Origin of the sequence: Ancylobacter polymorphus (genome assembly GCF_022836935.1) — a bacterium.
GTDB lineage: Bacteria > Pseudomonadota > Alphaproteobacteria > Rhizobiales > Xanthobacteraceae > Ancylobacter > Ancylobacter polymorphus_A.
In genome coordinates this window covers 1164069-1190054 of the sequence record NZ_CP083239.1, presented here as the reverse complement: position 1 = coordinate 1190054, position 25986 = coordinate 1164069, and the positions used below count along the sequence as shown (strand labels likewise).

Annotated in this window: 25 protein-coding genes and 2 tRNA genes; 18 read left to right on the top strand and 9 right to left on the bottom strand. The window is 68.7% G+C overall.

Annotation, left to right across the window (positions count from 1 at the left end; all coding sequences use genetic code 11):
* Position 1: 1 nt before the first annotated feature.
* Both K9D25_RS05595 and K9D25_RS05590 read left to right on the top strand, forming a co-directional pair.
* A complete protein-coding gene (locus tag K9D25_RS05595) occupies positions 2-718 on the top strand; it encodes an ABC transporter ATP-binding protein (RefSeq protein ID WP_244380238.1) in 717 nt (238 codons plus the stop codon).
* A gap of 110 nt (positions 719-828) precedes the next feature.
* Positions 829-2175 carry an ABC transporter permease gene (locus tag K9D25_RS05590; RefSeq protein ID WP_244380236.1) on the top strand — a complete coding sequence of 449 codons (1347 nt, stop codon included), beginning with the start codon at positions 829-831 and terminating at the stop codon, positions 2173-2175.
* Between the two features lie 158 nt (positions 2176-2333).
* Here the strand turns inward: K9D25_RS05590 and K9D25_RS05585 are convergent.
* A tRNA-Ala gene (locus K9D25_RS05585) sits at positions 2334-2409 on the bottom strand.
* Between the two features lie 166 nt (positions 2410-2575).
* A complete protein-coding gene (locus tag K9D25_RS05580) occupies positions 2576-2974 on the bottom strand; it encodes a TIGR02300 family protein (RefSeq protein WP_244380234.1) in 399 nt (132 codons plus the stop codon).
* Positions 2975-3187: 213 nt separating this feature from the next.
* Between K9D25_RS05580 and aroA the strand changes: the two genes are divergently transcribed.
* The 8 genes from aroA (at position 3188) to K9D25_RS05540 (ending at position 11244) form a co-directional block, all read left to right on the top strand.
* A complete protein-coding gene (gene aroA, locus K9D25_RS05575) occupies positions 3188-4552 on the top strand; it encodes a 3-phosphoshikimate 1-carboxyvinyltransferase (protein WP_244380232.1) in 1365 nt (454 codons plus the stop codon).
* Positions 4549-5187: a (d)CMP kinase gene (gene cmk, locus K9D25_RS05570; protein ID WP_244380230.1), complete on the top strand. Its 639-nt coding sequence runs from the start codon at positions 4549-4551 to the stop codon at positions 5185-5187. Before aroA ends, cmk begins: the two co-directional genes overlap by 4 nt.
* Positions 5188-5246: 59 nt before the next feature.
* Positions 5247-5654: a carboxymuconolactone decarboxylase family protein gene (locus K9D25_RS05565; protein ID WP_244450803.1), complete on the top strand. Its 408-nt coding sequence runs from the start codon at positions 5247-5249 to the stop codon at positions 5652-5654.
* Positions 5655-5657: 3 nt separating this feature from the next.
* On the top strand, positions 5658-6431 hold the full coding sequence (gene cobF / locus K9D25_RS05560) for a precorrin-6A synthase (deacetylating) (RefSeq protein ID WP_244380211.1): 774 nt from the start codon (positions 5658-5660) through the stop codon (positions 6429-6431).
* Positions 6432-6643: 212 nt separating this feature from the next.
* Positions 6644-6985: a hypothetical protein gene (locus K9D25_RS05555; RefSeq protein WP_244380188.1), complete on the top strand. Its 342-nt coding sequence runs from the start codon at positions 6644-6646 to the stop codon at positions 6983-6985.
* Positions 6986-7561: 576 nt separating this feature from the next.
* A tRNA-Leu gene (locus K9D25_RS05550) sits at positions 7562-7660 on the top strand.
* A gap of 1296 nt (positions 7661-8956) precedes the next feature.
* Positions 8957-10663, top strand: a complete 1707-nt coding sequence (rpsA, locus tag K9D25_RS05545; RefSeq protein WP_244380186.1) for a 30S ribosomal protein S1 — start codon at positions 8957-8959, stop codon at positions 10661-10663.
* Positions 10664-10863: 200 nt separating this feature from the next.
* Positions 10864-11244, top strand: coding sequence for an ester cyclase (locus K9D25_RS05540; RefSeq protein WP_244380184.1), 381 nt, complete (start codon positions 10864-10866; stop codon positions 11242-11244).
* Positions 11245-11395: 151 nt separating this feature from the next.
* Here K9D25_RS05540 and K9D25_RS05535 read toward each other — a convergent pair whose 3' ends face one another.
* Positions 11396-11569, bottom strand: a complete 174-nt coding sequence (locus K9D25_RS05535) for a transposase (protein WP_244380179.1) — start codon at positions 11567-11569, stop codon at positions 11396-11398.
* Entirely contained in the window at positions 11566-12474 is a 909-nt protein-coding gene (locus K9D25_RS05530; protein ID WP_244380172.1) for a DMT family transporter, read from the bottom strand. The genes K9D25_RS05535 and K9D25_RS05530 overlap by 4 nt, the downstream gene beginning before the upstream one ends.
* Positions 12475-12593: 119 nt before the next feature.
* Between K9D25_RS05530 and K9D25_RS05525 the strand changes: the two genes are divergently transcribed.
* Both K9D25_RS05525 and K9D25_RS05520 read left to right on the top strand, forming a co-directional pair.
* Entirely contained in the window at positions 12594-13307 is a 714-nt protein-coding gene (locus K9D25_RS05525; RefSeq protein WP_244380170.1) for an ArsR/SmtB family transcription factor, read from the top strand.
* Between the two features lie 226 nt (positions 13308-13533).
* A complete protein-coding gene (locus K9D25_RS05520) occupies positions 13534-14061 on the top strand; it encodes a YqhA family protein (protein ID WP_244380168.1) in 528 nt (175 codons plus the stop codon).
* A gap of 6 nt (positions 14062-14067) precedes the next feature.
* Here the strand turns inward: K9D25_RS05520 and K9D25_RS05515 are convergent, their stop codons facing one another.
* Positions 14068-14661, bottom strand: a complete 594-nt coding sequence (locus K9D25_RS05515; RefSeq protein WP_244380167.1) for a sugar O-acetyltransferase — start codon at positions 14659-14661, stop codon at positions 14068-14070.
* 398 nt (positions 14662-15059) lie between these two features.
* Positions 15060-16145, bottom strand: a complete 1086-nt coding sequence (gene hemH, locus K9D25_RS05510) for a ferrochelatase (protein ID WP_244380165.1) — start codon at positions 16143-16145, stop codon at positions 15060-15062.
* A gap of 159 nt (positions 16146-16304) precedes the next feature.
* On the opposite strand from hemH, the gene K9D25_RS05505 reads away from it, so the two are divergent.
* From K9D25_RS05505 to K9D25_RS05495, 3 genes are read left to right on the top strand one after another with little or no spacing between them, the layout of a single operon-like run.
* Positions 16305-17108: a pyrroline-5-carboxylate reductase family protein gene (locus K9D25_RS05505; RefSeq protein ID WP_244380164.1), complete on the top strand. Its 804-nt coding sequence runs from the start codon at positions 16305-16307 to the stop codon at positions 17106-17108.
* Between the two features lie 47 nt (positions 17109-17155).
* The gene (locus tag K9D25_RS05500) at positions 17156-17455 is read left to right on the top strand and encodes a hypothetical protein (RefSeq protein ID WP_244380162.1); all 300 of its coding nucleotides are present in this window, start codon (positions 17156-17158) and stop codon (positions 17453-17455) included.
* 10 nt (positions 17456-17465) lie between these two features.
* Positions 17466-18056 carry a hypothetical protein gene (locus tag K9D25_RS05495; protein ID WP_244380161.1) on the top strand — a complete coding sequence of 197 codons (591 nt, stop codon included), beginning with the start codon at positions 17466-17468 and terminating at the stop codon, positions 18054-18056.
* Positions 18057-18250: 194 nt separating this feature from the next.
* On the opposite strand, the gene K9D25_RS05490 is transcribed toward K9D25_RS05495, so the two are convergent.
* Together K9D25_RS05490 and truA are read right to left on the bottom strand one after the other, a co-directional pair.
* A complete protein-coding gene (locus K9D25_RS05490; protein ID WP_244380159.1) occupies positions 18251-19678 on the bottom strand; it encodes a homospermidine synthase in 1428 nt (475 codons plus the stop codon).
* Between the two features lie 185 nt (positions 19679-19863).
* The gene (gene truA, locus K9D25_RS05485) at positions 19864-20616 is read right to left on the bottom strand and encodes a tRNA pseudouridine(38-40) synthase TruA (protein WP_244380157.1); all 753 of its coding nucleotides are present in this window, start codon (positions 20614-20616) and stop codon (positions 19864-19866) included.
* Positions 20617-20758: 142 nt separating this feature from the next.
* Here truA and K9D25_RS05480 point away from each other — a divergent pair, with 142 nt between their 5' ends.
* The 3 genes from K9D25_RS05480 to polA all read left to right on the top strand — a co-directional run bounded on the left by K9D25_RS05480 (position 20759) and on the right by polA (position 24897).
* Positions 20759-21091 (top strand): ArsR/SmtB family transcription factor, encoded by a 333-nt coding sequence (locus K9D25_RS05480; RefSeq protein ID WP_244380155.1) that lies wholly within the window; start codon positions 20759-20761, stop codon positions 21089-21091.
* A 5-nt stretch (positions 21092-21096) separates the two neighbouring features.
* Complete coding sequence (locus K9D25_RS05475) at positions 21097-21606, top strand: SRPBCC family protein (protein WP_244380153.1); 510 nt, start codon at positions 21097-21099, stop codon at positions 21604-21606.
* A gap of 330 nt (positions 21607-21936) precedes the next feature.
* Entirely contained in the window at positions 21937-24897 is a 2961-nt protein-coding gene (gene polA, locus K9D25_RS05470) for a DNA polymerase I (RefSeq protein WP_244380147.1), read from the top strand.
* Between the two features lie 136 nt (positions 24898-25033).
* On the opposite strand, the gene K9D25_RS05465 is transcribed toward polA, so the two are convergent.
* Complete coding sequence (locus tag K9D25_RS05465; RefSeq protein WP_244380125.1) at positions 25034-25813, bottom strand: glutathione S-transferase; 780 nt, start codon at positions 25811-25813, stop codon at positions 25034-25036.
* Between the last annotated feature and the right edge of the window lie 173 nt (positions 25814-25986).

The following is a 25986-nucleotide window of genomic DNA, read 5'->3' as shown; positions in this document are numbered from 1 at the left end:
CATGCCGGAACTTCGTGTCCGCGACCTCGTCGTGCGTTTTCCGGGGCTGGAGCGGCCGGCGCTGGATATCCCCGCGCTTCAACTGCCTTCCGGTGCCCATGTGGCGCTCACCGGGCCCTCCGGTTCCGGCAAGACCACCCTCATCAATATCCTCACCGGGCTCGACCGCGCCCCCGCCGGGCGGATCGTGTGGGGCGACACCGACATAGGCCGGCTGGGCGAGGGGGCCCGCGACCGCTGGCGTGCCGCGCATGTCGGGCTGGTGATGCAGGACTTTCACCTGTTCCCCGGCCTCTCGGCGCTGGAGAATGTGCTGCTGCCTCAGCGCCTGGCGGCGTTCCGGCTGGCGCCGGGGCGGCGGGACGAGGCCAAGCGCCTGCTGGCGCGGGTGGGCATTGAACGCCCCGGGCAGAAGGTGGAGACGCTTTCCCGCGGCCAGATGCAGCGCGTGGCCGTGGCCCGGGCGCTGGTGGCGCGCCCGCACATCCTCGTCGCCGACGAGCCGACCGCCAGCCTCGACGCTGATGCCGGGGCAGCGGTGGCGGAACTGCTTGTCGCGCTGGCGCGCGAGGTGGGGGCGACCCTCATCGTGGCGACGCATGATGCCCGGCTCATCGCCGGCATGGCGCAGGTGCTGCGCCTCGAGGCGGGGCGGCTGGTGCCAGCGGACACGCGTCCAGCCGCGCCGGCGCACGCGGCCGTCGACCCCGCCGCCTAGCTCGTTTCTGGGGCACGCCAGGTCAGCGGACGGGCTCCGGGCTTTGTTTGTCGCGTTTTCTTCCCGCGAATCGCACCCCGCTTCGCCCGAAGATGCTTCAGGAGGGGCAGATGTTCCGGCTCATTGCGGCGGATCTCGTTCGGCATCGCTGGGGTGCGCTCGCCATTGCGCTGCTGATCGCGCTGGCGACCGCGCTCGGCGTGGTGGTCACGCTGGAAGAGCGCGCCCTGCGCCTCGGCAGCGCCCGGGCAGCGGCCGCCTTCGACCTCGTCATAGGTGCGCCCGGCAGCGAGACGCAGCTGGTGCTCTCGGCGGTGTTCCTGCAGCCGGCGCCGCTGACCCTGCTGCCCGGCGATGTGCTGGCCGCGCTGGCCAGCGACCCGCGCATTGCCTATGCGGCGCCGGTCGGCTTCGGCGATTTCTCCGATGACCGGCCAATTGTCGGCACCACCCAGCCGCTGGTTGACGGTCTCGGCGGCGTGAGCGAGGGCCACAGTTTCCGCCGGCTGGGCGACGCGGTCATCGGTGCCGCCGTGCCCCGCACGCTCGGGGAGAGCTTCCATCCCATGCATGGTCTGGCGGAAGCCCGTGGCGGGGTGCACAGCGCCATCACCTACCGCATCGTCGGGCGGCTGGCGCCGACCGGCACCGCCTGGGACCGGGCCATCCTGGTGCCGATCGAGGCGGTGTGGCGCACCCATGCGCCCGGCGCACATGGGGCTGAGGGCCATGGCAGCGAAATTCACGGGTCCGAAGACCATGAAGACGCGAACCACGCGTCTGAGGACCACGCGCAGGCGGAGGCGGAACCGCATGGCACGCCGACGCGGACCATCGCCGAGGCGCACCGGCAGCGCGAACAGAGCGATGCCGCTGGCTTCGATGCCGCGATCGACCCGGCGGCGCTGACGAACCCCGATGCCCCGGGCGTGCCCGCCATCGTGGTGAAGCCGCGCAGCATCGCCGATGCCTACCGGCTGCGGCAGGCCTACCGCGCCGACCACACGCTGGCGGTGTTTCCCGGCGAGGTGCTCACCCGCCTTTACGGCACGCTCGGCGATGCGCGGCAGATTCTCGCCTTCGTGACGCTCAACGCCCAGCTTCTGGTGGCTGCGGCAGTGCTGCTGGTGGTGCTCATCCATGTCATGGGCCGCCGTCGGCAGATCGGGGCGCTCAGGGCCTTTGGGGCGCCGCGCGCGGTGGTGTGTGCGGTGGTCTGGCTGGAGGCGGTGCTGGTGATCGGCGCCGGGCTGGCTGGCGGATTCGCGCTCGGCTATGGCGTCGCCCGCCTGCTGGCGCGGCAGATCTCAATGCAGACCGGCGTGGTGCTGCCAGTGGGCTTCGCCGCCGAGGATGGCGCGGCCTTTCTGCTGCTGTTCGCCATTGGCGGGCTGGCGACTCTGCTGCCGGCCATGCTGGCCTATCGCCAATCCCCTGCGGCGGCCCTGCGCGCCTGACGCGCAGCACGGAGCGGCATGGCCGAGCGCGCCTGATTCGCCGCGCATTGCCTCTCGGCGTGCGTTCCGGCCATCAGCCGCGCCGCTGCCGTAACAACGCCAGATGCCGGCCATTCAGATCGACGTCTTTATCGCGAATGTCTGGGGGAAGAGAGATTTGGTGGAGCCAGGCGGAATCGAACCGCCGACCTCTTGAATGCCATTCAAGCGCTCTCCCAACTGAGCTATGGCCCCACCGAGGGCGCCGGATGCGTGGAGCGCCTTAGCGCTGCACCTTGGGTTCTCATCCGGTCTTTCCGGCCCGGATCGCTCCGGGACGGGACGCTCGTAAACCACAGGACGGATCGGACTGCAAGCCTCGATTTTAAATCGAGTGATCCGTCCCCAGGGCTTTCTTCGTTCAGCTCTCTTCGTCGTCCTCGATGCCGTCGCCGATGAGATCGGTCACGTCATCATCGCCATCCTCGTCTTCTTCGAGGAAGGTGTCGTCGTCATCGGTCGCGACCTCGTCATCGTCGATTTCGAGATCGTCGTCGACGGCCGCCGCCTTGGAGGTGCCGGCGGCTTCCTCGTCGGCGTCCTCCAGCGAGACCAGCTCGACATCGGCGACCTCTTCCAGGTCGGTGTCGGCCGCAGCAGCGGCGGCGCGCGGGGCTTCCACGCGGCCGCGGGTGACCGGAAGGGTGATCGGCACGATCTGGCCGGTATAGGGCGAGATCACCGGATCCTTGTTCAGGTCGTAGAACTTCCGCCCGGTGACGGGGCAGACGCGCTTGGTGCCTAATTCAGGTTTCACCACGGTTTCGGACCTCGGGTGGTGATGGAAAGGGTGCTCCCATTGAACCGCTGAGGGGGCGGAGTCAAGCCGCATCTGCACGGGCCGTGGCGGCTGGCCGGCCCCCGTGCTAGGAGGGGCCGCGCATTTGGCGCCGGAGGAGGCTTCTCCCGGCGTTCCGCGTTACCGCCCCCGGCCGGGCGGTTCCCCGATCGATCGCAAGACAAGGCTTCAGTGATGAGCAGCACCGGTCATGCCACCCTCCCCGTTCCCGCCCTTGCCCGCCGCTCCCCGGCGCTGAAGGGCCGGGTGCGCGTGCCCGGCGACAAGTCGGTTTCGCACCGCTCGCTCATCTTCGGCGCGCTCACCGTCGGCGAGACCCGCATTTCCGGCCTGCTGGAAGGCGAGGACGTGCTCAACACCGCCAAGGCCTGTGCCGCGCTCGGCGCCGATGTGGAGCGGGTGGGCGAGGGCGAATGGCGCGTGCACGGCGTTGGCGTCGGCGGGCTGCGCGCCCCCGAGGGCGTGCTGGATTTCGGCAATGCCGGCACGGGTTCGCGGCTGATGATGGGCGTGGTCGCCGGCAACCCGATCACCGCCACTTTCGACGGCGATGCCAGCCTGCGCCGCCGGCCGATGCGCCGCATTCTCGACCCGCTGGAGAAGATGGGTGTCGCGGTCGTCGATGCCGCCGAGGGCGGGCGCCTGCCGCTGACCCTCAAGGGGCCGCAGGAGCTGGTGCCAATCACTTATGAGAGTCCCGTGGCCTCGGCGCAGATCAAGTCCGCCGTGCTGCTCGCGGGGCTCGGTGCGCCGGGCGAGACGACGGTGATCGAGAAGGAAGCGAGCCGCGACCATACCGAGCGCATGCTCACCCATTTCGGCGCCGAGGTGACGGTGGAGCCCTATGGCGAGCATGGCCGCAAGGTGACGCTGAAGGGCCGGCCGGAGCTGAAGCCGGCGCCGATCCGCGTGCCCGCCGACCCTTCCTCCGCCGCCTTCCCGCTGGTGGCGGCGCTGATCGTGCCGGGCTCGGAGGTGGTGATCGAGGGGGTGATGACCAACCCGCTGCGCACCGGATTGTTCATCACGCTCAAGGAGATGGGCGCCGACATCACGTTCGAGAACGAGCGCGTCGAGGGCGGGGAAAGCGTCGCCGACATCCGCGTGCGGGCCTCCGCGCTCACCGGCGTCAACGTGCCGGCCGAGCGGGCGCCGTCGATGATCGACGAATACCCGGTGCTGGCCGTTGCGGCCGCTTTCGCCACCGGCGAGACGCGGATGAACGGACTTTCCGAATTGCGGGTGAAGGAATCCGACCGCCTCGCCGCTGTGGCGGATGGCCTTGCGCAGGCGGGGGTGGCCTATCGCATCGAGGGCGACGACCTCATCGTCACCGGCGCCGGGGCGGCGGCGGGGGGCGGAACGGTGGCCACGCACATGGATCACCGCATCGCCATGAGCTTCCTCGTCATGGGCCTCGCCACCGACAAGCCCTTGAAAGTGGACGATATTTCCTTCATCGCCACCTCCTTCCCGACGTTCTTGCCCCAGATGCGGGCGCTGGGGGCTCTCATCGATACCGAGGCTGTCGCGGGATGATCATCGCGCTGGACGGACCGGCCGCCTCGGGCAAGGGCACCATCGCCCGGCGGCTGGCCGCGCATTTCCGCCTGCCGCATCTCGACACCGGGCTGCTCTACCGTGCGGTGGGCGCCAAGGCCTTGGCGGAACACGTCAATTTCGAGGACGCCGCCGCCCTCGAACGCCTCGCCGGCGCGCTCGACCCTGCCGCCCTCGACCCCGAATCGCTGAAATCCGGCGCCGTGGGGGAGGCCGCCTCGCGCGTCGCCGCCCTGCCGGGCGTGCGCGCCAAGCTGTTGACGTTGCAGCAGGATTTCGCCCGCCAGCCCGGCGGCGCGGTGCTGGACGGGCGCGATATCGGCACCGTCATCGCGCCGCAGGCGGAGGTGAAAATCTTCGTCACCGCGACGCCGGAAGCCCGCGCCGCCCGCCGCCATGCCGAGCTGGTCGGGCGCGGCGAGGCCGTCGGCTACGAGCAGGTGCTGGCGGATATTGTGAAGCGCGATGAACGGGATAGCGGGCGCGCCAGCGCCCCGCTGATCCGCGCCGACGATGCCGAAATCCTCGACAACACCCAACTCGGCGTGGAGGAAAGCTGGCAGGCGGCGCTCGCCATCGTCGCCCGCCGGCGGGGCCTGGGAGCACCACAATGAGCGTGGATAGTGAGTCCGATGAGGTGGACGATGCGACCGATCGGGCCGATGTGGCCGACATGACCGGCAAGGCCCCGGCGGACGACAAGCTCGCCCGTGGCAAGGCGCGGCTTTCCGCCATCACCGGCCGCTCCGGCGAGGAGGTGATGGCCGCGCTCGGCGATGTCGCCCCGGATTTCGCCCGCTACATTTTCGAGTTCGGCTATGGCGATGTCTATTCCCGCCCGGGGCTGGATCTGCGCGCCCGCATGCTCGCCACCGTCGCCGGGCTGGTCTGCCTCGGCCATGCCGAGCGGGAGCTGCGCGTGCATATCGGCTCGGCGCTGAATGTGGGGGCGACGCGCGACGAGGTGGTGGAGGTCATCATGCAGATGGCGCTCTATGCCGGCTTCCCCGCCGCGCTCGACGCGCTGCTCATCGCCAAGGAAGTCTTTTCCGCGCGCGATGCCGCCCCCGCGGCGGGGTAGGCCATGCGGCGCGTGCTGGTCATCGGCATCGGCATGGGCGAGGCGGAAGGGCTCACCGGCCACGCCATCGCGGCGCTCGGGCGCGCCGAGGTGTTCTTCCTGCTCGACAAGGGGGAGGGCGCGGGGGAGCTGGTGGCGGCGCGCGAACAGCTGATCGCCCGCTTCGCCAAGCCGGGCCACCGCGTGGTGCGGGCGCCGAGCCCGCCCCGCCGCCCCGCTGCGCTCGCGGGCGCGCGCGAAACCTATGAAGGCGCGGTGGCGGACTGGCACGACGCCCGCGCCCGCCTGCTCGCCGGCCTCATCGCCGGGGAGCTGCCGGAGGAGGGCACGGGGGCGATCCTCGTCTGGGGCGACCCGATGCTCTATGATTCGACCCTGCGCGTGCTCGGCGCGGCGCGGGCGCAGGCGGAGTTCACCGTCGAGGTGTTTCCCGGCCTCACCGCCCTGCAGGCGCTGTGCGCGGCGCATCAAATCCCGCTCAACGCCATTGGCGAGGAAGTGGCGCTCACCACCGGGCGCCATGTGGCGCAAGCGACGCCCGCGTCCCCCGCCTTCGCCGTGCTGCTGGACGATGGTTCCGGCCTTACCGCGCTGGCGGCGCGGGGCTTTGACGGCGACATCTGGTGGGGCGCCAATCTCGGCACATCGGCGCAGGTGCTGCGGCACGGGCGGCTCGGCGCGGTCGCGGGCGAGATTGCCGAGGTGAGGGCGCAGGTGAAGGCGGCGCGCGGCTGGGTGATGGATGTGTGGCTGGCGCGGGCGCTGCCCCCCGGCTGAGGCCCCCGGACGTTTCGCGCGATACGTGTTGGCGCGAGAGCTTGGAGCGTTTTCGAGCGAAGTGGATACCGGTTCGCGTGAAGAAAACGCGACAAAACAAAGAATTAGACCATTTCACTGTTTCCGTGAAACGGTGAAATGGTCTAGCGAGCTTTGGCGCGCGCGCGTTCCCCGGCATAATGGGCGCGCAACGCAGCCGCGAGGAGCCCGCCATGGCCACCGACCCGCGTGACGATTCGGTTGAGGATGCCGCCCCTCGCCCCGGCCTGCCGGCGCGCCCCGTGCCGGCCCGGACTGCCGCCCCCGGCCGGGCGGAGCCCGCGCCCCGGCCGGAGGCTGCGCCCCGGGAGGAGGCCGCCTCCCCCGTGCTCGCCTGGCTCGCCGCCCCGCCGACGCACCCTCAGGAGATGAAAGCCGCGGGCGAAATCCGCCTCGGCCCGCTACGCCTCGCCGGCGGCGCCCGCATGACTCCCGCCGCCGTCCTCGCGGCCGGCGTGTGTACGGGGCTGATCCTCATGGGCGTCGCGGCGGTGGTGCGGGCGGGGAGGCGGTGAGCCTTTTGCGGGGATAAACGCTCGGCCCGCGCCGGGCGCTGCGCTTGCGGAGCCCCGGTTGCAACGCGCTGCCGCCCGCGTCATCCCGGAAGGACCGCAGGTCCTGTCCGGCATCGTGTCCCAAGTCTGGTAGACGATCCCGGCTCTTCGCCTTCGGCTGCGGCCGGGATGACGATGTTCCCGGTGACCCGCGCCTCGGTACGGCCATCACAGCAATTTGGCTAAGGCTTAGTATTCAACGGGGGGGCCTAGAGCGGAAGCTTCCGCTGCCTGAGTTATGGAAGACTTCTAGTGGCTTAGCCTTTTGCTATTCCCGTCATCCCCACTGTTCACCGACCTTTCCCGCCCATTGCATTCGGCGCTGGACATGATGCGCGAATCCCCTCTCGATCGGATATCGGCGTCGTCACCTGACACCTTCGCATGCCATCTAGATTTAGCGATTTTTTCACATGCTCCACACTAGAAATTGTGACGCAAGGTTGACGCATAGGACGGAGTCGGCCAGTTTTGTTTACGGGCTATTTAGCGCCCCAAACAGAACCGCCCCGAACCTTGCGGAACGGGGCGGCCTATGGAGATGTGGCAGAGCGGTTTATTGCAGCGGACTCAAAATCCGACGGGGAAGAGTTTCCAGACCAGCCCCCGTGGGTTCAAATCCCACCATCTCCGCCAACCTCGTGGGACGCTCAAATAGGGCGTCCCACCTTGCACCAAAGGAGACTAACCAAAGGGGGCAACTGTCGCAACGCCAACGGCAGCGTCTAATCCTCCTTAGAAACAATTTCTATGTCTTTTTCTACGTCTTCTCCGGCTCGGGCGTACCCGCCTGAGCTGCCTTTCAGCACTTCATCGAGCGGCAGTGTCATCTTCGACCGAGCTAACGCGGTTTCGAAAGCTTCTGCGACTGAGCTGCCGTTTAGGTTTACTGGCAAGGACACGTGACAGAAGAAGAATGTTACAGATTCATAGCTGAAGGCCGGCCGCCAGTTTTTAGCGTAACGCGGCTGGCTCCAGAGCTTAAGCAAGCAGTCCGATCTTCCACTAATCTCGTGTGGCTCGGGCACTTCTATGCGCTTAAAATTGTGGGAAAGCATCGGCTTACGCCGAGTCACCTTCCCATGATTCAAAACGCGATTGACTGCGGTAGGGCGGCCCTCGATGACAGGGGCCACCTATGTTTTTATTATCTTGACCGAGTAGTTTTTGGGACTTGGTTCAAGGCGGTGGTGAAACCTTGCCGTACAGGCAATGAGCTTTGGGTCTCGACATTTCACCCGATTAGCTCGCAAGAGGTCCGTAGGCGGTGCCGTAAGGAAACGGTGCTACGAGCCGAAAAATGGTGACGGGCGGTTGTGCCGCCCGTCCACGCGGTGGGGACTCCATATTCCCCCACATAGTTCACGCCATTGCGTCGCTGTACCTCTGTAAATACCGCGATGCGGCGGATACGGCCTGGAGATTCACCGTGTCTCGCGCGGGTTGAATCTTAGAGCAAGAGTCCCAAAACGCAACCGTCGTTTCGCCGCTCCCCCCCCCCTCCGCTTGCCCTTCCCCTCCCCTTGCGCTATTGCACGCGCGTGTCCGGGCCACCATTTATCGAGGCGGTCCATCGGGAGGGCCGGAGGCGCGGGATGCGCGCTCTCCGTCGCTTGGAGGCCTGCCCTCCGATTCCCGCCTCGCGGCTTGCCCCGGACCCATGCAACTTCTCTCGGTGGCGTGCCCGTGCGTGACGACCCTCTCAACGGGGCCGCGCCCGGACCGGCGCCGAACAGGCGTTTACCCAGAGTGCGATCCGATTGAGTCAATCTGATCGGGCAATCGCCCTCTGGACTCCAAGCCTTCTCTCCCGCGGCCAGCGCGCCGGGTCCGCTCACATGAGCGGACAGCGCCGGGCCTGCCAGACCCGGCGTCCGTGGGAAAGAAGGCTCATTCAACCCCGTCCGGCGCAGATCCTGGCAAGGAGCATCTATGTCCGCTACTCAAACGCTTGCCGCCGCGCGTGACGATTTCGCCGCCATGCTCGAAGAGAGCTTCGGCCAGTCCGAGCTCGCCGAAGGTTCCGTCGTCAAGGGCATCGTCGTCGCGATCGAGAAGGATCTCGCGATCATCGATATCGGCCTGAAGACCGAAGGCCGCGTGGCACTGAAGGAATTTGCCGGCCCCGGCCGCGACCAGGAAATCAAGGTCGGCGACGAGGTCGAGGTCTATCTCGAGCGCGTCGAGAACGCGCTGGGCGAAGCCGTCCTCTCCCGCGACAAGGCCCGCCGCGAAGAAAGCTGGGTCCGCCTCGAAAAGGCGTTCAACGCGCAGGAGAAGGTGACGGGCGTCATCTTCAACCAGGTCAAGGGCGGCTTCACCGTCGACCTCGACGGCGCCGTGGCCTTCCTGCCGCGCAGCCAGGTGGACATCCGCCCGATCCGCGATGTCGGCCCGCTGATGCACAACCCGCAGCCGTTCCAGATCCTCAAGATGGATCGCCGCCGCGGCAACATCGTGGTCTCGCGCCGCACGGTTCTCGAAGAGACCCGCGCCGAGCAGCGCCACGAGCTGGTGCAGAACCTCGAAGAAGGTCAGGTCATCGACGGCGTGGTCAAGAACATCACCGATTACGGTGCGTTCGTCGACCTCGGCGGCATTGACGGCCTGCTGCACGTCACCGACATCGCCTGGCGCCGCGTGAACCACCCGACCGAGGTGCTGAACATCGGCCAGACGGTCAAGGTGAAGATCATCAAGATCAACCACGAGACCCACCGCATCTCGCTCGGCATGAAGCAGCTGCTCGGCGATCCGTGGGAGGGCATCGAGGCCAAGTACCCGGTGGAGGCCCGCTTCAAGGGTCGCGTCACCAACATCACCGACTACGGCGCGTTCGTGGAACTGGAGCCGGGCATCGAAGGCCTGATCCACGTCTCCGAAATGAGCTGGACCAAGAAGAACGTCCACCCCGGCAAGATCGTCGCCACCTCGCAGGAAGTGGAAGTGGCGATCCTCGAGGTGGATCCGGTCAAGCGCCGCATCTCGCTCGGCCTCAAGCAGACCCTGCAGAACCCCTGGGACGCCTTCGCCGAGAAGTATCCGGCCGGCGCGGTGGTCGAGGGCGAGGTCAAGAACAAGACCGAGTTCGGTCTGTTCCTCGGCCTCGACGGCGATGTGGACGGCATGGTCCACCTCTCCGATCTCGACTGGAACCGTCCGGGCGAGCAGGTGATCGAGGAGTTCAAGAAGGGCGACATGATCAAGGCGGTCGTTCTCGACGTGGATGTCGAGAAGGAGCGCATCTCGCTCGGCGTGAAGCAGCTCGGCGGTGACCCCTTCCAGGACGCCGGCGAACTGCGCAAGGGCGCCATCGTCACCTGCGAGGTGATCGACGTGAAGGATGGCGGCGTCGATGTGAAGATCATCGGCTCCGACATGACCACCTTCGTCAAGCGCTCGGAACTGGCCCGCGACCGCGGCGACCAGCGCCCGGACCGCTTCGCCGTCGGCGAGAAGTTCGACGCCCGCGTCACCCTGTTCGACCGCAAGGCGCGCAAGGTGCAGGTCTCGATCAAGGCGCTGGAAATCGCCGAGGAGAAGGAAGCCGTGGCCCAGTTCGGCTCGCAGGATTCCGGTGCCTCGCTCGGCGACATCCTCGGCGCCGCGCTGAAGAAGCAGGCCGAGAAGGCGGATTGATCCGCCTCTCCGGGAGGGGCGCGCAAGCGGCCTCTCCCGAGAAGGCCGACTGATCCGCCTGACCCGGCCCGCCTGAGCGCGGATCGACAAAGCTAAAGACGGCCGGCGTGGCGACACGCCGGCCGTTTTGTTTTCGAGGCCGTGCCGTCGCCGCCGACCTTGGCCGCCCTATGTAGCAGCCGACAGCATGGGCCCTGCACATGACGAGAACCGATCTCGCCGATCTCTACCGAGCCTACATCGCCTGCCTGAACCGGCAGGACTGGCGACAACTGGGGCAGTTCGTCGGCGACGAGGTCCGCTACAATGGCGAGCCGGTCGGCCTCTCGGGCTATCGCGCCATGCTGGAAAGGGATTTCCGCGCCATTCCGGACCTGCGTTTCGAGATTGGCCTGCTGGTCGTCGACCCGCCGCACGTGGCCAGCAATCTGCTCTTCGATTGCACGCCGACTGGCCTGCTCTTCGGCCTGCCGGTCAATGGTCGCAGGGTCCGCTTCGCCGAGAACGTCTTCTACGAATTCCGCGACGGCCACATCGCCGAGGTCCGCTCGGTCATCGACAAGGCTGCCGTCGAGGCGTAGCTCTAGGCTCGGATCGGGCGGCCTTCGCCGGTGCAGAGGGTTGTGGAGCTTGGAGTTCAGCCGGCCTGTGGTGCGCCCGATAGGACGGGGAACATCCCCCTTTCTAACGGACTTGCCGCCGTACCGCGGACCCTCAGATGGGTGGCATCGATCATGATGCACGCCGGTCTGAGCCCGTCGCCGGCGAGGTTGGCCAAGATGCGCCGAACACCCCCAGCCAGCGCCAGCGGATGAAGTGGCTGTAGAGCGTCTTAGGCGGACAATAGCCCGTCGGCGCATCCTTCCATTGCGAGCCGTTGCGGATCACGTAGACGATGGCGCTCACCGCCCGGCCGGCTCCCTTCTCGGCGCCGTCATCGCCGCGACGCCGATCACCACCACCACCAGCCCGAGCCAGGCGGTGGGAGCCAGCGCCTCACCGAGGAAGGCGACACTGATGCCGACCCCGATCGGCACCCGCAGATAAGCCTGCGCCGTGGCGCCCACCGGGCCGAGCGTGTGCAGCAGGCGGAAATACAGCACGAAGGCCGCCGCCGTTGAGGCGAGCGCCAGCGCCACCAGAGCCGCCAGCGAGGCGGGCGAGGGGGTGAGCGTCCATGGCCGGTCGACCACCAGCGCCAGCGGCGCCAGCACCCCCGTTCCGCACAGCAGCGAGCCGCAGGCCGGCAGCATCGGGTCCAGCCCGGCAAAGCGGGCGCCGAACAGCGCCGCCCCGGCATAGCAGGCGGTGGCGAGGAGAATGGCGAGCGGCGCCAGCACCGCCCCCGGCGTCGCGAAGGCGTCCACACTGAGCGCTTCCGTCCCCACCACGAGGCCCGTCCCCACCAGCCCGCAGGCGACGCCCACCCCCCGCAGCGCCCCGCCGGAGGGATGCCGGCCGGTCGCTGCCGCCATCAGGAAGGCGAAGATCGGCGTGGTGGCGTTGAGGATGACCGCCAGCCCGGCGCCGAGCCGCGTCTCCGCCCAGGCGATGAGGGTGAAGGGCACCGCGCTGTTCAGCACGGCCTGGATGAGGAAGGCCCCCCATGTCGCCCGGTCCGCCGGCAGGCGCAGGCCGCGCCCGCGTAGCACCGCATAGAGCACCGCGCCGGCCAGCGCGGTGCGGGCGGCGATGAAGCTGAGCGGGGGAATGGTCTCCACGCCGATCTTGATGAAGCTGTAGGAGACGCCCCACAGGGTCGCTAGCAGCAGAAGAAGGGCGAGTTCGACCGCGAGGCGGGGCTTTTCCATCGGGCGTCCGGCGTTGGGAAGGGGCGCCCTGACTAGCGCGCCGCGCCGCGCCGATGTTTCGGCGCCGGCCGAAGCGTCACGGGCTGACGGGCGGCCCGCCGGGGGGTTAAGCTTGCGGTATGGACGCCCCTGCCCCCCACGCCACCGCAACCTTCGCCTCCGGGGCCCGCATCGCCGAAATCGCGGCGCTGCTGGGCGATCCGGCGCGCGCCAACATGCTGCTGGCGCTGATGGGCGGGCCGGCGCTGACGGCGGGCGAGCTGGCGCGCCAGGCCGGGGTGAGCGCGCCCACCACCAGCGGCCACCTCGCCAAGCTGGCCGCGGCCGGGATGGTGGCGGCGCGGGCGCAGGGGCGGCACCGCTATTACCGGCTGGCCTCGCGGGAGATCGCCGAGGTGCTGCACGCGCTGATGCTGGCGGCGACCCTGGGCCCGCCGCGCCATCGCCCGCCCGGCCCGCGCGAAGGCGCGCTGCGGCTCGCCCGCAGCTGCTACGACCACCTCGCCGGCCGGCTGGCGGTGGCGCTGCTGGCGGCACTGGAGGCGCAGGGGCACGTGCGGCTCTCCAATGAGGGCGAGGCGGTGGAGCCGACGCCGCAGGGGCGGGCCTTTCTGGCCGATTTCGGCCTCGATCTTGAGGGGCCGGGACAAGCCGCCCGCCACGCGTCCCGTCGCCCGCTCTGCCGCACCTGCCTCGACTGGAGCGAGCGCCGCCCGCATCTCTCCGGCCGGCTCGGCGCCGGCCTGCTGGAGCGCCTGCTGGCGCTCGGCTGGCTCACCCGCGTGCCGGGCAGCCGCGCCCCGACCCCACCCGCGCCGGCGAAGCCGGGCTGATCGCCACCTTCCATCTGCCGCCGGACTGGCGGGAGGAGGAGTGAAGGCTTCCCGGTCCGCCCGAATCCTGCGCCGGGACATCCTCGCCGGCCGCCCGTCCAGGAAAGGCCGCCGCCGTAGGCGCTCGGCACCACTTCTTTCGGCAGGGGGATGCCCTCTTCGCATGAAAACGCGCTAGCATCGCCGTACCGGCGCGCAGGGGGCGCGGCAGCGGAGGGCGATGTTCATGGCGGCAGAAGCGTCGGGCTGGGGCGGCCGGCTCATCGTGCGCATCGTGCTGCTTAGCCGCTGGGCGATGGTGCCGCTGTTTCTCGGGCTGGCCTTCGCCCTGCTGCTGCTCATCGTCGCCTTCGCGCTGCGGCTGTGGAGCTTCGCGGTCCAGCTGCCCGGCCTGACCGAGACGGCGGTGATCATGGAACTGCTGACCCTGATCGACCTCGTGCTGGTCGGCGGGCTGATGGTGATCGTCATCCAGTCCGGCTACGAGAATTTCGTCGCGCCGATCGACCGCCGCCACGCGCCGGACTCGCCGGCCTGGATGATGCGGATCAGCTTTTCCGGACTGAAGCTCAAACTGTTCGCCTCGCTGATGGCGATCTGCGCCATCACCCTGCTCAAGGCGCTGATGCGGCTGGAAACGGATGTGAGCGAGACGCAGGTGCGCTGGCTGATGGCGGCGAGCGTGCTGTTCCTCGTCGCCTATGCCGTGCTCGCCTTCACCGACCGCTTCGCCGGCACGGCGCGCGAGGAATAGCGCGCCTCACCGCACCCGCGCCGGGTTTCCCACCGCCGTCGCGCCGGCCGGCACGTCGCGCGTGACCACGGCGCCGGCGCCGATGACGGCATCGTCGCCGATGGTGATGCCCGGCAGGAGGATCGCCTTGCCGCCGATCCAGACATTGCGGCCGATAGTGACCGGGCGGCCATATTCCAGGCCGAGGCGGCGCACCTCCGCGTCGCGCGGGTGCTCGGCGGTGTAGATATGGGTGCCCGGCCCGATCTCGGTGCCGTCGCCGATGCGCACCTCCACCACGTCGAGGATCACGCAGTCGAAATTGAGAAACACCCCCGTGCCGAGATGGATGTTGAACCCGTAGTCGCAGTGGAAGGGCGGGCGGATGCCGGTGCGCTCCCCGACCGTGCCGAGCCCTTCCGCCAGCAGCGCCCGCCGCTCGGCGCGCGAGAGGGTGAGCGAGGCGTTGAAGCGCGCCAGCCAGGCGAAGCAGGCGCGCTCGGCGGCCTGAATCTCGGGATCGCTGGCGCGGTAGAGTTCGCCCGCCCGCATGCGCTGCATCTCGCTGCGGGGATCGTCGGCGGCGGGAAGGGCGGGTTCGCGGCGGGCGGATGAGGACATGGGCGGCGCTCCGTGGCCAGGGACGGGCGCCCTGCTTGGGCGATGGGGGCGGGGCGCGGCAACACACGTTCGGTTTCGCGCGGTGACAGAGCGCCCCTCGGGACCGGGCGTGACCCTTGCGTGCCAACGCGGCTGGGTCCCCGGGTCAAGCCCGGGGATGAGGGCGTGAAGGTGGAGATCGCCTGCGTCCTTCGAGGCGCGCTGCGCGCGCACCTCAGGATGACGAGGGGCACTGTTAAGAAGAGCCGTCAGGCTGAGGTGCCGGCCCGCCCTACACTCCCCTCATGGCCGGGCTTGACCCGGCCACCCAGAGACGGAAACCCCGAGTCGGGGCACACGAAGGCTGGGTCCCCGGGTCGAGCCCGGGGATGAGGGCGTTCTTGATGGGGACGCGCCCCCTAAATCTCCACCCAGCCCTTCAGCTCGCGCGCGACCACGGCTTCCAGAACCTTGATGCCGTCGGGGGAGTCGTTGAGGCACGGGATGAAGTGGAACTTCTCGCCGCCATTATGGTGGAAGATCTCGGCGTTCTCGCCGGCGATTTCCTCCAGCGTTTCCAGGCAGTCGGCGACGAAGCCGGGGGTGAGCACGGCGAGCCGCTTCACGCCGGATTTCGCCAGCGCCTCGATGGTCTTGTCGGTATAGGGCTGCAGCCATTCGGCGCTGCCGAAGCGCGACTGGAAGGTGAGGCGCAGCTTGCCCTCGGGCCAGCCGAGCTTCTCGCGCACCAGCCGCGTGGTCTTGTAGCAATAGCAGTGATAGGGGTCGCCCTTGTCGAAATACTCCTTCGGAATGCCGTGGAAGGAGGCGATGACCAGCTCCGGCTCCCAGTCGAGCGTCGCGAGTTCCGAGGTGATGGAGTTGGCCAGCGCCTCGATATAGGCCGGCTCGTCCGGCCAGTGCGGGGCGACGCGCAGCACCGGCTGCCAGCGCATCTTCTTCAGCGCGTCGAAGGCGGCGTCGCACACGGTGGCGGAGGTGGCGGCGGCGTATTGCGGATAGAGCGGCACGAGGAGCAGCCGCTCGCAGCCCTGTGCCTGCAGCGCCTCGATGCGCGAGGCGATGGAGGGGTTGCCGTAGCGCATCGCCCAGTCGAAGACGAGCCGGTCGCTGCGCACGCCGAGCGCGGCGGCGAGCTTTTCCGACTGCGACCGGGTGATGGTGCGCAGCGGGCCTTCATCGCGCTCCTTGTTCCAGATCGTCGCGTAGTCCTTGCCCTTGGCCTGCGGGCGGACGGACAGGATGATGACGTTGAGGATGAACCACCACAGCACGCGGTTGACCTCGATCACCCGGCGGTCGGAGAGGAACTCCTTGAGATAGCGGCGCATCGACCAGTAATCGGTGCCGTCGGGCGTGCCGAGATTGACGATGAGCACGCCGATCTTGCCGAAGGCCACCGGCGGGTGGCCGGCCGGCAGCCCGCCGCCGGGGGCGGGGGTGAGGGCCACGGAGGCGTCCTTGGCCGCAACAGGCTTGTTCATCGCTACTTCCTCGACGGATCGCTGCCGGCAGAATGTGCCGTGCTTATAGGGTGAGGGGCGCCGCATTCCAACCGGACGAATGTCGCGGGCGCGGTGGGCGAAGGCGCGCCGCGCTTTGGTGTACGCTTCCCGGCGGCGGGAGGATCAGGAGGCGGCAGGATGGTTCGCGGGCAGAATGTGGGGCTCATCGGCGCCGGCCAGCTCGGCGGGGCGATCGGCGCGGGGCTGCTGCGGGCGGGGGCGGTGGCGCCGGGGCATCTATGGGTCGCCACCCGCTCCGGCCCGGCGGGTGACCTCGCCGCCGTGCCGGGGGTGAACTGGACGACGGATGTGGCGAGGCTGGCGGCGCGCTGCGAATTGATCCTGCTCGCGCTGCCGCCCGCCGCCGGGCGCGCGCTGCGCTTTGCCGGCGCGGGGCGGCTGGTGGTCTCGGTCATGGCCGGGGTGAGGATCGACGAGCTCATCGCGATCAGCGGCGGGGCGCGGGTGGTGCGGGCGATGTCGAGCCCGGCCGCCGCGCTCGGCATGGCCTATTCGCCCTGGTGCGCCGGGGCGGGGGTGACGCAGGCCGACCGGGACGTGGTGCGGGCGCTGTTTGCCGCCTGCGGGACGACCGACGAGGTGCCGGCGGAGGACCAGATCGACGTGTTCACGGCGATCACCGGCCCGGTGCCGGGCTTCGTCGCCGCCTTTGCCGACGCGGTGCAAACCTATGCGCAGGCGCAGGGCGTGGCGCCTGACGTGGCGCGCCGGGCGGTGGGGCAGCTGTTCCACGCCGCCGGGGCGATGCTGGCGGGGAGCGAGCGGCCGGCGGCGGAGTTCGTGCAGGAGATGGTGGATTATGCCGGCACCACCGCGGCGGGGCTGGAGGCGCTGCGTGCGGCCGGCCTCACCGAGGTGGTGGCCGAAGGGCTGGAGGCGGCGCGCCGGCGCTGCCTCAGCATCGGCCGGCCGGAGGGGTGAGGGGCGGGGGCGGTGTGAATCAACGCCCTTCAATCGAGAGCTGCATCATGTTACTCTCGCGCGAGGCCACGTCAGAGAGTAACGGCAGGGGGCGCGGTATGCGCAAATTGTTGCTTGTCTGGGTTTTTCTCATCAGCCTTGCCCCGGCCGGCCTGGCAGAGGGCGCGGGCGGCATGACCACCAATTGTGACTGCGAGTCGCAGAAGCCGCCATCGGAAGTTGCGCTGTGCAAGATTCGTTGCCGCACGCCGGCGTCGCCGGTTTCCGATGCACTCAAGGGTGTAAGCCCCTCGATCCTGGTGCCGAACGCGATCGAACGGCCGGATTTGCGAGGCCAGATACAGTAGGGCGCCGGCCATGCAGCTTCTGACTTTCGCGCAGCTCAATGTCTTCGCCACGGCACTCGTGGTTTCCGCCGTTCTGGCTCTGCTCTGTTTCGCCATCGCCCGGGCGCTCGGCTATACGCGCAATGCGCTGGCCCTGCTCGTCTGCGCCGCGGCCTTCGCCCTGCTGGGATTCGTGACCGGCTCCATCATGGGCCACAGCCGGACGCCCGCGGTGAACGCCGTCCTGCCGGCGGCGCTCACCTTTCTCGGTGGTACGCTGGTCTATCTGATCGGGACCAAGGGGCTGCGCGAACAGGTCGGGACAGCCGGCTTCGTGCTGTGTTTCGCGTTGAGCCTATTCATAGGCACGCATTTCGGCGCCCGCATGCGCTTCGATTTCGACAGCGCCCTCGCCTCGCCAACGGTCTCGCGCGACCGCCAGCTTGAGATCGAGGCAGCGCAGCACATCGTCGACCTTCAGCGCATGCTCAATGCCGCCGAGCTGCTGGTGCTCCTGAACGGGATTGCCAGGGAAAAGGGCATCGATCCCGTCCAGCTCCGCGACCTGTCGCTGCGGGACAGGCTGGCGGCGAAGGGCGCGGCCGCGTCGCCCGCGCCCTGAAGTCTGTTCCGATCAGGTTGAATCGACCTGATCGGTAAATCAGTCTGTAAATGATGGATGGAGAACGTTTGCCGATCTGATTGCGATGCCATCAGATCGGAACGTGCTCTCGTGCCTTTCAGCCTGGTGGATACCGGAAAGCCGTTCCGGTGAAGGCGAATTCGCCGGAACCGTTCTCGCCGGGCCTGCCGCCTTCACCGCACCAGAATGTTGCGGAACAGCCAGGGGTCGGAGGGGTCGATATCCTCCGGGAACAGGCCGGGGCGGCCGTCCAGCGGGGTCCAGTCGGTGTAATAGCCCTTCACCGTGCCGAGATAGGGCTTCTGGATTTCCAGGCAGCGGCGGTAATCCATCTCGTCGGTCTCGACGATGCCGGCTTCCGGGTTTTCCAGCGCCCACACCATGCCGGCGAGCACGGCGGAGGTCACCTGCAGCCCGGTGGCGGTCTGGTAGGGGGCGAGGTTGCGCGCCTCCTCGATGGTGAGCTGCGACCCGTACCAATAGGCGTTCTTGGCGTGGCCATAGAGCAGCACGCCGAGCTCGTCGCGCCCGTCGACGATCTCGCCTTCGGTCAGGATGGTCCACTCGCCCGAGAAATGGCCTTCATTGCCGAACATCTCGTGCCAGGACAGCACCGCGTCGTTGCAGGGGTGATAGGCGTAATGGCAGGTCGGGCGGTAGGCGACCTGCGCGCCGTTGCGCAGGGTGAAATAGTCGGCGATCGAGATCGACTCGTTATGCGTCACCAGGAAGCCGTGCTGCGCGCCGAGGCTCGGGCACCAGGTGCGCACTTTGGTGGCGGCGCCCGGCTGCATCAGATAGATCGCCGCGCCGGAACCGAAATTATGCGTGTGGGCGTTGGCCGGCATCCAGGTTTCGTGCGTGCCCCAGCCGAGCTCGGCCGGCTGCAGCCCTTCGGAGACGAAGCCTTCCACCGACCAGGTGTTGACGAAGGTGCCGAAGGGGCGGGGATCGCGGGCGCGCTGGGTGTCGCGCTCGGCGATGTGGATGCCCTTGACGCCGACGCGGGCCATCAGCTCCGCCCAGCCCTCGCGGGTCGTCGGCTCCTCGAAGTCCAGCCCGGTATCGGTGGCGACATCAATGAGCGCCTGCTTGACGAACCACGACACCATGCCGGGATTGGCGCCGCAGCAGGACACCGCCGTCGGCCCGCCGGGATTGGCGCGCTTGGCCTTGAGCATGGATTCGCGCAGCGCGTAGTTGGAGCGGCTGGCGGGGGTGGCGTCCTTGTCGAAATAGAAGCCGAGCCACGGCTCGACCACGGTGTCGATGTAGAGCGCGCCGCAGTCGCGGGCGAGCGTCATGATATCGACCGAGCCGGTGTCGACCGAGAGGTTGATGAGGAAGCCGCGCCCGCCGGTGGTCAGCAGGGGCTTCAGCACCTCGATGTAGTTTTCCTTGGTGATGGCGAGCTGCAGGAAGCGGATGCCGCGCTCGTCGAGCAGCACGCGGTTGTCGTCCACCGGGTCGATGACGGTCAGCCGTTCCTTGTCGAAATCGAAATGCCGCTCCAGGAGGGGCAGGGTGCCGCGACCGATCGAGCCGAAGCCGATCATCACGATGGGACCGTCGATTTTTCCGTAGACCGGCCAGACTGACATTCTCGGGGACACTCCTTTGGTTCCGAAGGGAAGAGACGGGCGGCACCATGGGACGCCGCAGCCTGCCGCGTCAATGGTGACGCGCGCGTGACAAGGCCATGGCCGCACCGGGGCGGCCGGCGCGGGCCCGATTCGGGGGGGGCGTTGCGAAATTCAGCGGCGGTGGCGATGCCGGCCTTGGCGGCTCAATAGGTGACTTCCGCGAGATAGAGCCCGGCCGAGGGTGCCATCGGGCCGCAGCGCGTGCGGTCCTTCGCGTCCAGCGCGGCGGTCACGTCGTCCGGGGTCCACGCGCCCTCGCCCAGCTTCACCAGCGTGCCGACCATGGAGCGCACCTGATGGTGCAGGAAGGAACGCGCCTGCGCGTGCACGCGGATTTCCATGCCCGGCCCGGTGAGCGGCACGGTTTCCACCTCCAGCCGGTCGAGCGTCTTCACCGGCGAGGCCGCTTGGCAGCCAATGGCGCGGAAGGTGGTGAAGTCGTGCCGGCCGATCAGCCGGGCCGCGCCCAGCGCCATCGCGTCGGCATCGAGCGGGCGCAGCACCCGCCACGCGCGGTCGCGCTCCAGCACCAGGTCCGGCCGGCGGGCGATGATGCGGTAGAGATAGCGCCGCCCGGTGGCCGAGAACCGGGCGTGAAAATCCTCCGCCACCTCTTCCGCCGCCAGAACGGCGACGGGGTGCGGGCGCAGATGCGCGTTCATGGCGTCGCGCACTGTGTCCGCTTTCCACGCGCGGGTGAGTTCGACATGCGCGACCTGCCCGGTGGCGTGCACCCCGGCATCGGTGCGCCCGGCGCCGTGGACCGCCACCGCCTCGCCGGAAAAGCGCCGCACCGCTTCCGCCAGCACGCCCTGCACGCTCGTCCCCGCCGCCTGGACCTGCCAGCCGACGAAGGGGGTGCCGTCATATTCGATGGTGAGCTTGTAGCGGGGCATGGTGTTTTCCTGCGCGCTCTGTAGCGCCCCGCACGCGGCGCGTCACCTGTGGCGTGTCACCTGCCGGGCCGGCGGAGCCGGAATAGTTAGGCATTTGCCTTTTTATCGTTGACGCGCTCCTCGCGCCACATTACTAAGGCGTATGCCTCACTATTCCACGCCGCTCGATCTCGCCTTCCACGCCCTCAGCGACCCCACGCGGCGCGCGGTGGTCTCGCGCCTCGCCGAGGGCGAGGCCTCGGTCAGCACGCTCGCGGCCCCGTTCGCGATGGCGCTGCCCTCCTTCGCCCAGCATCTCAAGGTGCTGGAAGACTGCGGGCTGATCGCCAGCGAGAAGCGCGGGCGCAGCCGCTGGTGCCGGCTGGTGCCGGCGCGTTTCAACGAGGCGGCGGACTGGATGGAGGCGGAACGCCGGCGTGCCGCGGCGCGGCTGGATCGGCTGGAATCCTATCTGGCGCGAACGGAAGAAGGGTGAAGGACATGACCGACCCGTTGCAGAGCCGCCCGCTGCAGGCGAGCCCGCTGGAGATCTGGGCACTGGACCGCGAAATCGTCCTGACCCGGCTGCTGGATCACCCGCGCGAAAAGGTCTTCGCGGCCTGGATGGACCCCGCCGCGCTCGCCGCGTGGTACGGCCCGGCCGGTCTGCGCATCGAGACCCATGAGGCCGATATCCGCGAAGGCGGCGTCTGGCACTTCGACATGGTCGGCGTGTTCGAGGGCCGGGAGCAGCGCTTCCCCAACCTCATGCGTTTCCTTGAAATCGTGCCGAATGAACGCATCGTCGCCGACTATGGCACGCCCGACCCCGACGATCCCGACCGCTTCCGCATGACGGTGACCTTCGACGCGCAGGACGACGGCAAGACCGTGCTCACCCTGCGCCAGCTGCACCCGAGCCGCGCGCGGCGGCAGGCGGTCATCGGCTTCGGAGCCGTTGGCTACGGGATCGAGACGCTGGACGGCCTCGCCGCCTGGCTGGCGCGCTGAGGCGCCCGGCGACGCGCGCGTCACCTGTGCCAGACACGTCATCCCGGCCGAGCGAAGCGAGAGCCGGGATCGTCACCCCTCTCTGGCGCGCGATCCCGGATCGGTCCTGCGGACCGTCCGGGATGACGGGAGCTGACCGGCCGTCACGCCCTCATGCCCGGGCTTGACCCGGGCACCCAGTCTTTCCCGCGCCCGATAACAGCTGGGTCCCCGGGTCAAGCCCGGGGAGGAGGGAAGCAGGAGGCAGCCCCCGCCTCTCCCCGCCCCTCTCGCCGCCCCTTGCCCCGACGCGACGCCGGGGGCATCGTGCGGCGCGAAACGGAGCCCGCAATGCCCGCCAACGATGCCCATCACGAGACTGTCGACGCCAGTGACCATGTCGTCCTGATCGACGGCTCGGCCTATATTTTCCGCGCCTACCACGCCTTGCCCCCGCTCACCCGCTCCTCCGACAAGCTGCCCGTGGGCGCGGTGGCGGGGTTCTGCAACATGCTGTGGAAGCTGGTGCGCGCCGGGCAGAATGGCGGCGGATTCGCGCCGAAGCCGACCCATCTCGCCGTGGTGTTCGACAAGTCCGAGCAGACCTTCCGCAAGGACATTTACCCGCTCTACAAGGCCCAGCGCCCGGAGCTGCCGGAGGATCTGCGCCCGCAATTCCCGCTGATCCGCGAGGCGACGCGGGCTTTCGACCTCGCCTGTGTCGAGCAGTCCGGCTTCGAGGCCGACGACCTCATCGCCACCTATGCCGAGCAGGCCAAGGCGCGCGGCGCGCAGGTCACCGTCATTTCCTCCGACAAGGACCTGATGCAGCTCGTCGACGGGCTGGTGCGCATGTACGACCCGATGAAGGACAAGGCGATCGGCGTCGAGGAAGTGTTCGAGAAGTTCGGCGTCGCCCCGGACAAGGTGGTGGACGTGCAGTCGCTGGCCGGCGATTCCGTCGACAACGTGCCCGGCGTGCCCGGCATCGGCATCAAGACCGCCGCGCAGCTCTTGGCGGAATATGGCGACCTCGACACGCTGCTGGCCCGCGCGCCCGAGATCAAGCAGACCAAGCGGCGCGAGAACCTGATCGAATTCGCCGACCAGGCCCGCCTCTCGCGCCAGCTGGTGACGCTGAAGCGCGACGTGCCGCTCGACGTGCCGCTCGACGACATCGCCGTGGTGGAACCGTCGGCCACCCGCCTCGTCGCCTTCCTCAAGGCGATGGAGTTTACCACGCTGACCCGCCGGGTGGCCGAGGCCTATGAGGTCGATGTCGCCGCCATCGAGCCCGATCCCGGCCTCAAGGCGGGGGGCGGGGAGAGCGCGCTGCTGGCCGCCGGGCTGGACCCGGACACGCACGAGACCGCAGTGCCGGTGGAGGACGCGCCGAGCGCGGCGGAGGGCTTCACCCCGCAGGCGCTCGCCGCCGCCCGGCAGGCGGAGGCCACCGCCACCCCGGTCGACCGGTCCCGCTATGAGACGGTGACGACGCTCGCCCGGCTGGAAGAATGGATCGCCCGCGCCCGCGAGGTGGGCGTCGTCGCTGTCGATACCGAGACCACCGGGCTCGACCCGATGCAGGCGGAGCTGGTCGGCTTCTCGCTCGCCACCGGGCCGAACGAGGCCTGCTATGTCCCGCTCACCCATAAGGGCGGGGATGAGGGCCTGTTCAGCGAAGGGCTGCTGCCGGACCAGATCCCCGTCCGCGACGCGCTCGCCGCGCTGACGCCGCTGATGCAGGACCCTTCCGTCCTCAAGGTGGGGCAGAACCTGAAATATGACTGGCTGGTGCTGCGGCGCCTCGGCATCGAGGTCGCCCCTTACGACGACACGATGCTGATTTCCTATGTGCTCGATGCGGGCGCCTCGCCGCACGGCATGGACCCGCTCTCCATGCGCTGGCTCGGCCACACGCCGATCAAGTTCGAGGAGGTGTGCGGCAAGGGCAAGGGGCAGATCACCTTCGACCGCGCCCCGCTCGACAAGGCCAGCGAATATGCCGCCGAGGACGCCGATGTGACGCTGCGGCTGTGGCGGGTGCTCAAACCCCGCCTCGCCAGCGAGGGCAAGGCGACGGTCTATGAGACGCTGGAGCGCCCGCTGGTCGCCGTGCTCGCCCGCATGGAGGCGCGCGGCATCATGATCGACCGGCAGATGCTCTCGCGGCTCTCGGGCGAGTTCGCGCAGGGCATGGGCCGGCTGGAGGCGGATATTTCCGAGATGGCGGGGGAGAGCTTCAACCCCGGCTCGCCCAAGCAGCTTGGCGACATATTGTTCGGCAAGATGCAGATTCCCGGCGGGCGCAAGACGCCGACCGGGGCGTGGTCCACCGGGGCCGACGTGCTGGAGGAACTGGCGGAGCAGGGGCACGAGCTGCCCCGCCGCATTCTCGACTGGCGCCAGCTGCAGAAGTTGAAATCGACCTATGCCGACGCCCTGCCCTCCTATGTCCACCCCGAGACGGGGCGGGTGCATTCCTCCTTCGCGCTTGCCGCCACCACGACGGGCCGGCTCTCCTCCTCCGAGCCGAATCTGCAGAACATCCCGGTGCGCTCGGAGGAAGGGCGCAAGATCCGCAAGGCCTTCATCGCCGCGCCGGGCCACAAGCTGATCTCGGCGGATTATTCGCAGATCGAGCTGCGGCTCTTGGCCGAGATCGCCGACACGCCCTCGCTGCGCCAGGCGTTCCAGGACGGGCTCGACATTCACGCCATGACGGCGTCGGAAATGTTCGGCGTGCCGATCGAGGGCATGCCGGGCGAGGTGCGCCGGCGGGCCAAGGCGATCAATTTCGGCATCATCTACGGCATTTCGGCGTTCGGCCTCGCCAACCAGCTCTCCATCCCGCGCGAGGAGGCGGGGGCCTATATCAAGCGCTATTTCGAGCGCTTCCCCGGCATCCGCGCCTATATGGACGAGACCCGCGCCTTCGCCCGCGAGCATGGCTATGTCGAAACGCTGTTCGGCCGGCGCTGCCACTACCCCGACATCAATGCCAAGAACCCCTCGATCCGCGCCTTCAACGAGCGCGCGGCGATCAATGCGCGGCTGCAGGGCTCGGCCGCCGACATCATCCGCCGCGCCATGGTGCGGATGGACGGGGCGCTGGAGAAGGCGCGGCTATCCGCCCGCATGCTGCTGCAGGTGCATGACGAACTGATCTTCGAGGTGCCGGACGACGAGGTCGAGGCCACCATCCCCGTCGTGCGCGAGGTGATGGAGATCGCCCCCTTCCCGGCAGTGGCGCTGAAAGTGCCGCTGAAGGTCGACGCCCGCGCGGCGGAGAACTGGGACGAGGCGCATTGAGGGGGCGCACGCGCCCTCATCCCCGGGCTTGACCCCGGGGACCCAGCCTATCCTCACCGCGCCCGGTGCGAAGGCTGGGTGGCCGGGTCAAGCCCGGCCATGAGAGGTGGGGTGCGGGCGGGATGACGGCGGATCCTCAGAACTCCACGTCCAGCTCTTCCATCTCCTCCGGCTCTTCCCGCGCCGCTGCCATCCAGTCCTGCATCGCGGGGAGCGCCAGCATGGTGGCGCAATAGGCCCGGCTCTGCGGATCCAGCGGCACGTCATAGGTGGTAAAGCGCAAGCAGACGGGGGCGTACATCGCATCCGCCATGGTTGGGGCGGAGCCGAACAGATACGGCCCGCCATAGGTGCTCAGGCACTCGGTCCAGATGGCGACGATGCGGAGTATGTCGCCCTGCGCCCCCGCCCACACCTTGAAGCCGGGATGATGCGCCTTGATGTTCATCGGCAGCGCCGAGCGCAGATTGGCGAAGCCCGAATGCATCTCGCCGCTGATGGAACGGCAATGCGCCCGCGCTGCGCGATCCCTAGGCAGTAATCCGGCTTCTGGCTTCCATTCGTGCAGATATTCGGCGATCGCCAGCGTGTCCCAGATGCGCAGCCCCTCATGGTCGAGCCGTGGCACCAGGAAGGAGGAGGATTGCAGCAGCAGCTCGGCGCGGATGGCGGGATCGTCGGCGGAGACGCGGGCCTCGGTGAAGGCGAGCCCGGCGAGACGGCAGAGCAGATAGCCGCGCAGCGACCAGGACGAATAGTTCTTGCTGCTGAGGGTCAGCACCGCTTCGGGCGCCGGCGCGGCCGGCTCCGGCGAGGCCAAGCCTTTCGTTCCCGCCTTGATTGCCGCCTTTGCCGGCGCCTTCTTGCGGCCCGGAGCAGCGGTGGCGGTCTTTGGCGTCGCGGGCGCGGAGGGCATGGCAGGCGTCCTGTTTCGGCGGGGCGTTCAGTGTGCAGAACGGAACAGGCAATCACACTTCGTGCCATTCCTGACAGGGCTGTGACAGCGCGCCGGCCGCGGACCGCGACGCTTTCCGAGGTGGACCGGCGCGTTCCACCTGGTTGGCGACCTACTTGGAAGCCTACTCGGAA

Coding starts and splice junctions, on each gene's coding strand:
- aroA (WP_244380232.1), top strand. CDS start 3,188: ATGAGCAGCACCGGTCATGCCACCCTCCCCGTTCCCGCCCTTGCCCGC.
- K9D25_RS05530 (WP_244380172.1), bottom strand. CDS start 12,474: ATGGAAAAGCCCCGCCTCGCGGTCGAACTCGCCCTTCTTCTGCTGCTA.
- hemH (WP_244380165.1), bottom strand. CDS start 16,145: ATGAACAAGCCTGTTGCGGCCAAGGACGCCTCCGTGGCCCTCACCCCC.
- K9D25_RS05505 (WP_244380164.1), top strand. CDS start 16,305: ATGGTTCGCGGGCAGAATGTGGGGCTCATCGGCGCCGGCCAGCTCGGC.
- K9D25_RS05595 (WP_244380238.1), top strand. CDS start 2: ATGCCGGAACTTCGTGTCCGCGACCTCGTCGTGCGTTTTCCGGGGCTG.
- polA (WP_244380147.1), top strand. CDS start 21,937: ATGCCCGCCAACGATGCCCATCACGAGACTGTCGACGCCAGTGACCAT.
- K9D25_RS05495 (WP_244380161.1), top strand. CDS start 17,466: ATGCAGCTTCTGACTTTCGCGCAGCTCAATGTCTTCGCCACGGCACTC.
- K9D25_RS05565 (WP_244450803.1), top strand. CDS start 5,247: ATGACCGGCAAGGCCCCGGCGGACGACAAGCTCGCCCGTGGCAAGGCG.
- cmk (WP_244380230.1), top strand. CDS start 4,549: ATGATCATCGCGCTGGACGGACCGGCCGCCTCGGGCAAGGGCACCATC.
- truA (WP_244380157.1), bottom strand. CDS start 20,616: ATGCCCCGCTACAAGCTCACCATCGAATATGACGGCACCCCCTTCGTC.
- K9D25_RS05525 (WP_244380170.1), top strand. CDS start 12,594: ATGGACGCCCCTGCCCCCCACGCCACCGCAACCTTCGCCTCCGGGGCC.
- cobF (WP_244380211.1), top strand. CDS start 5,658: ATGCGGCGCGTGCTGGTCATCGGCATCGGCATGGGCGAGGCGGAAGGG.
- K9D25_RS05555 (WP_244380188.1), top strand. CDS start 6,644: ATGGCCACCGACCCGCGTGACGATTCGGTTGAGGATGCCGCCCCTCGC.
- K9D25_RS05590 (WP_244380236.1), top strand. CDS start 829: ATGTTCCGGCTCATTGCGGCGGATCTCGTTCGGCATCGCTGGGGTGCG.
- K9D25_RS05520 (WP_244380168.1), top strand. CDS start 13,534: ATGGCGGCAGAAGCGTCGGGCTGGGGCGGCCGGCTCATCGTGCGCATC.
- K9D25_RS05480 (WP_244380155.1), top strand. CDS start 20,759: ATGCCTCACTATTCCACGCCGCTCGATCTCGCCTTCCACGCCCTCAGC.
- K9D25_RS05540 (WP_244380184.1), top strand. CDS start 10,864: ATGACGAGAACCGATCTCGCCGATCTCTACCGAGCCTACATCGCCTGC.
- K9D25_RS05475 (WP_244380153.1), top strand. CDS start 21,097: ATGACCGACCCGTTGCAGAGCCGCCCGCTGCAGGCGAGCCCGCTGGAG.
- rpsA (WP_244380186.1), top strand. CDS start 8,957: ATGTCCGCTACTCAAACGCTTGCCGCCGCGCGTGACGATTTCGCCGCC.
- K9D25_RS05515 (WP_244380167.1), bottom strand. CDS start 14,661: ATGTCCTCATCCGCCCGCCGCGAACCCGCCCTTCCCGCCGCCGACGAT.
- K9D25_RS05465 (WP_244380125.1), bottom strand. CDS start 25,813: ATGCCCTCCGCGCCCGCGACGCCAAAGACCGCCACCGCTGCTCCGGGC.
- K9D25_RS05500 (WP_244380162.1), top strand. CDS start 17,156: ATGTTACTCTCGCGCGAGGCCACGTCAGAGAGTAACGGCAGGGGGCGC.
- K9D25_RS05490 (WP_244380159.1), bottom strand. CDS start 19,678: ATGTCAGTCTGGCCGGTCTACGGAAAAATCGACGGTCCCATCGTGATG.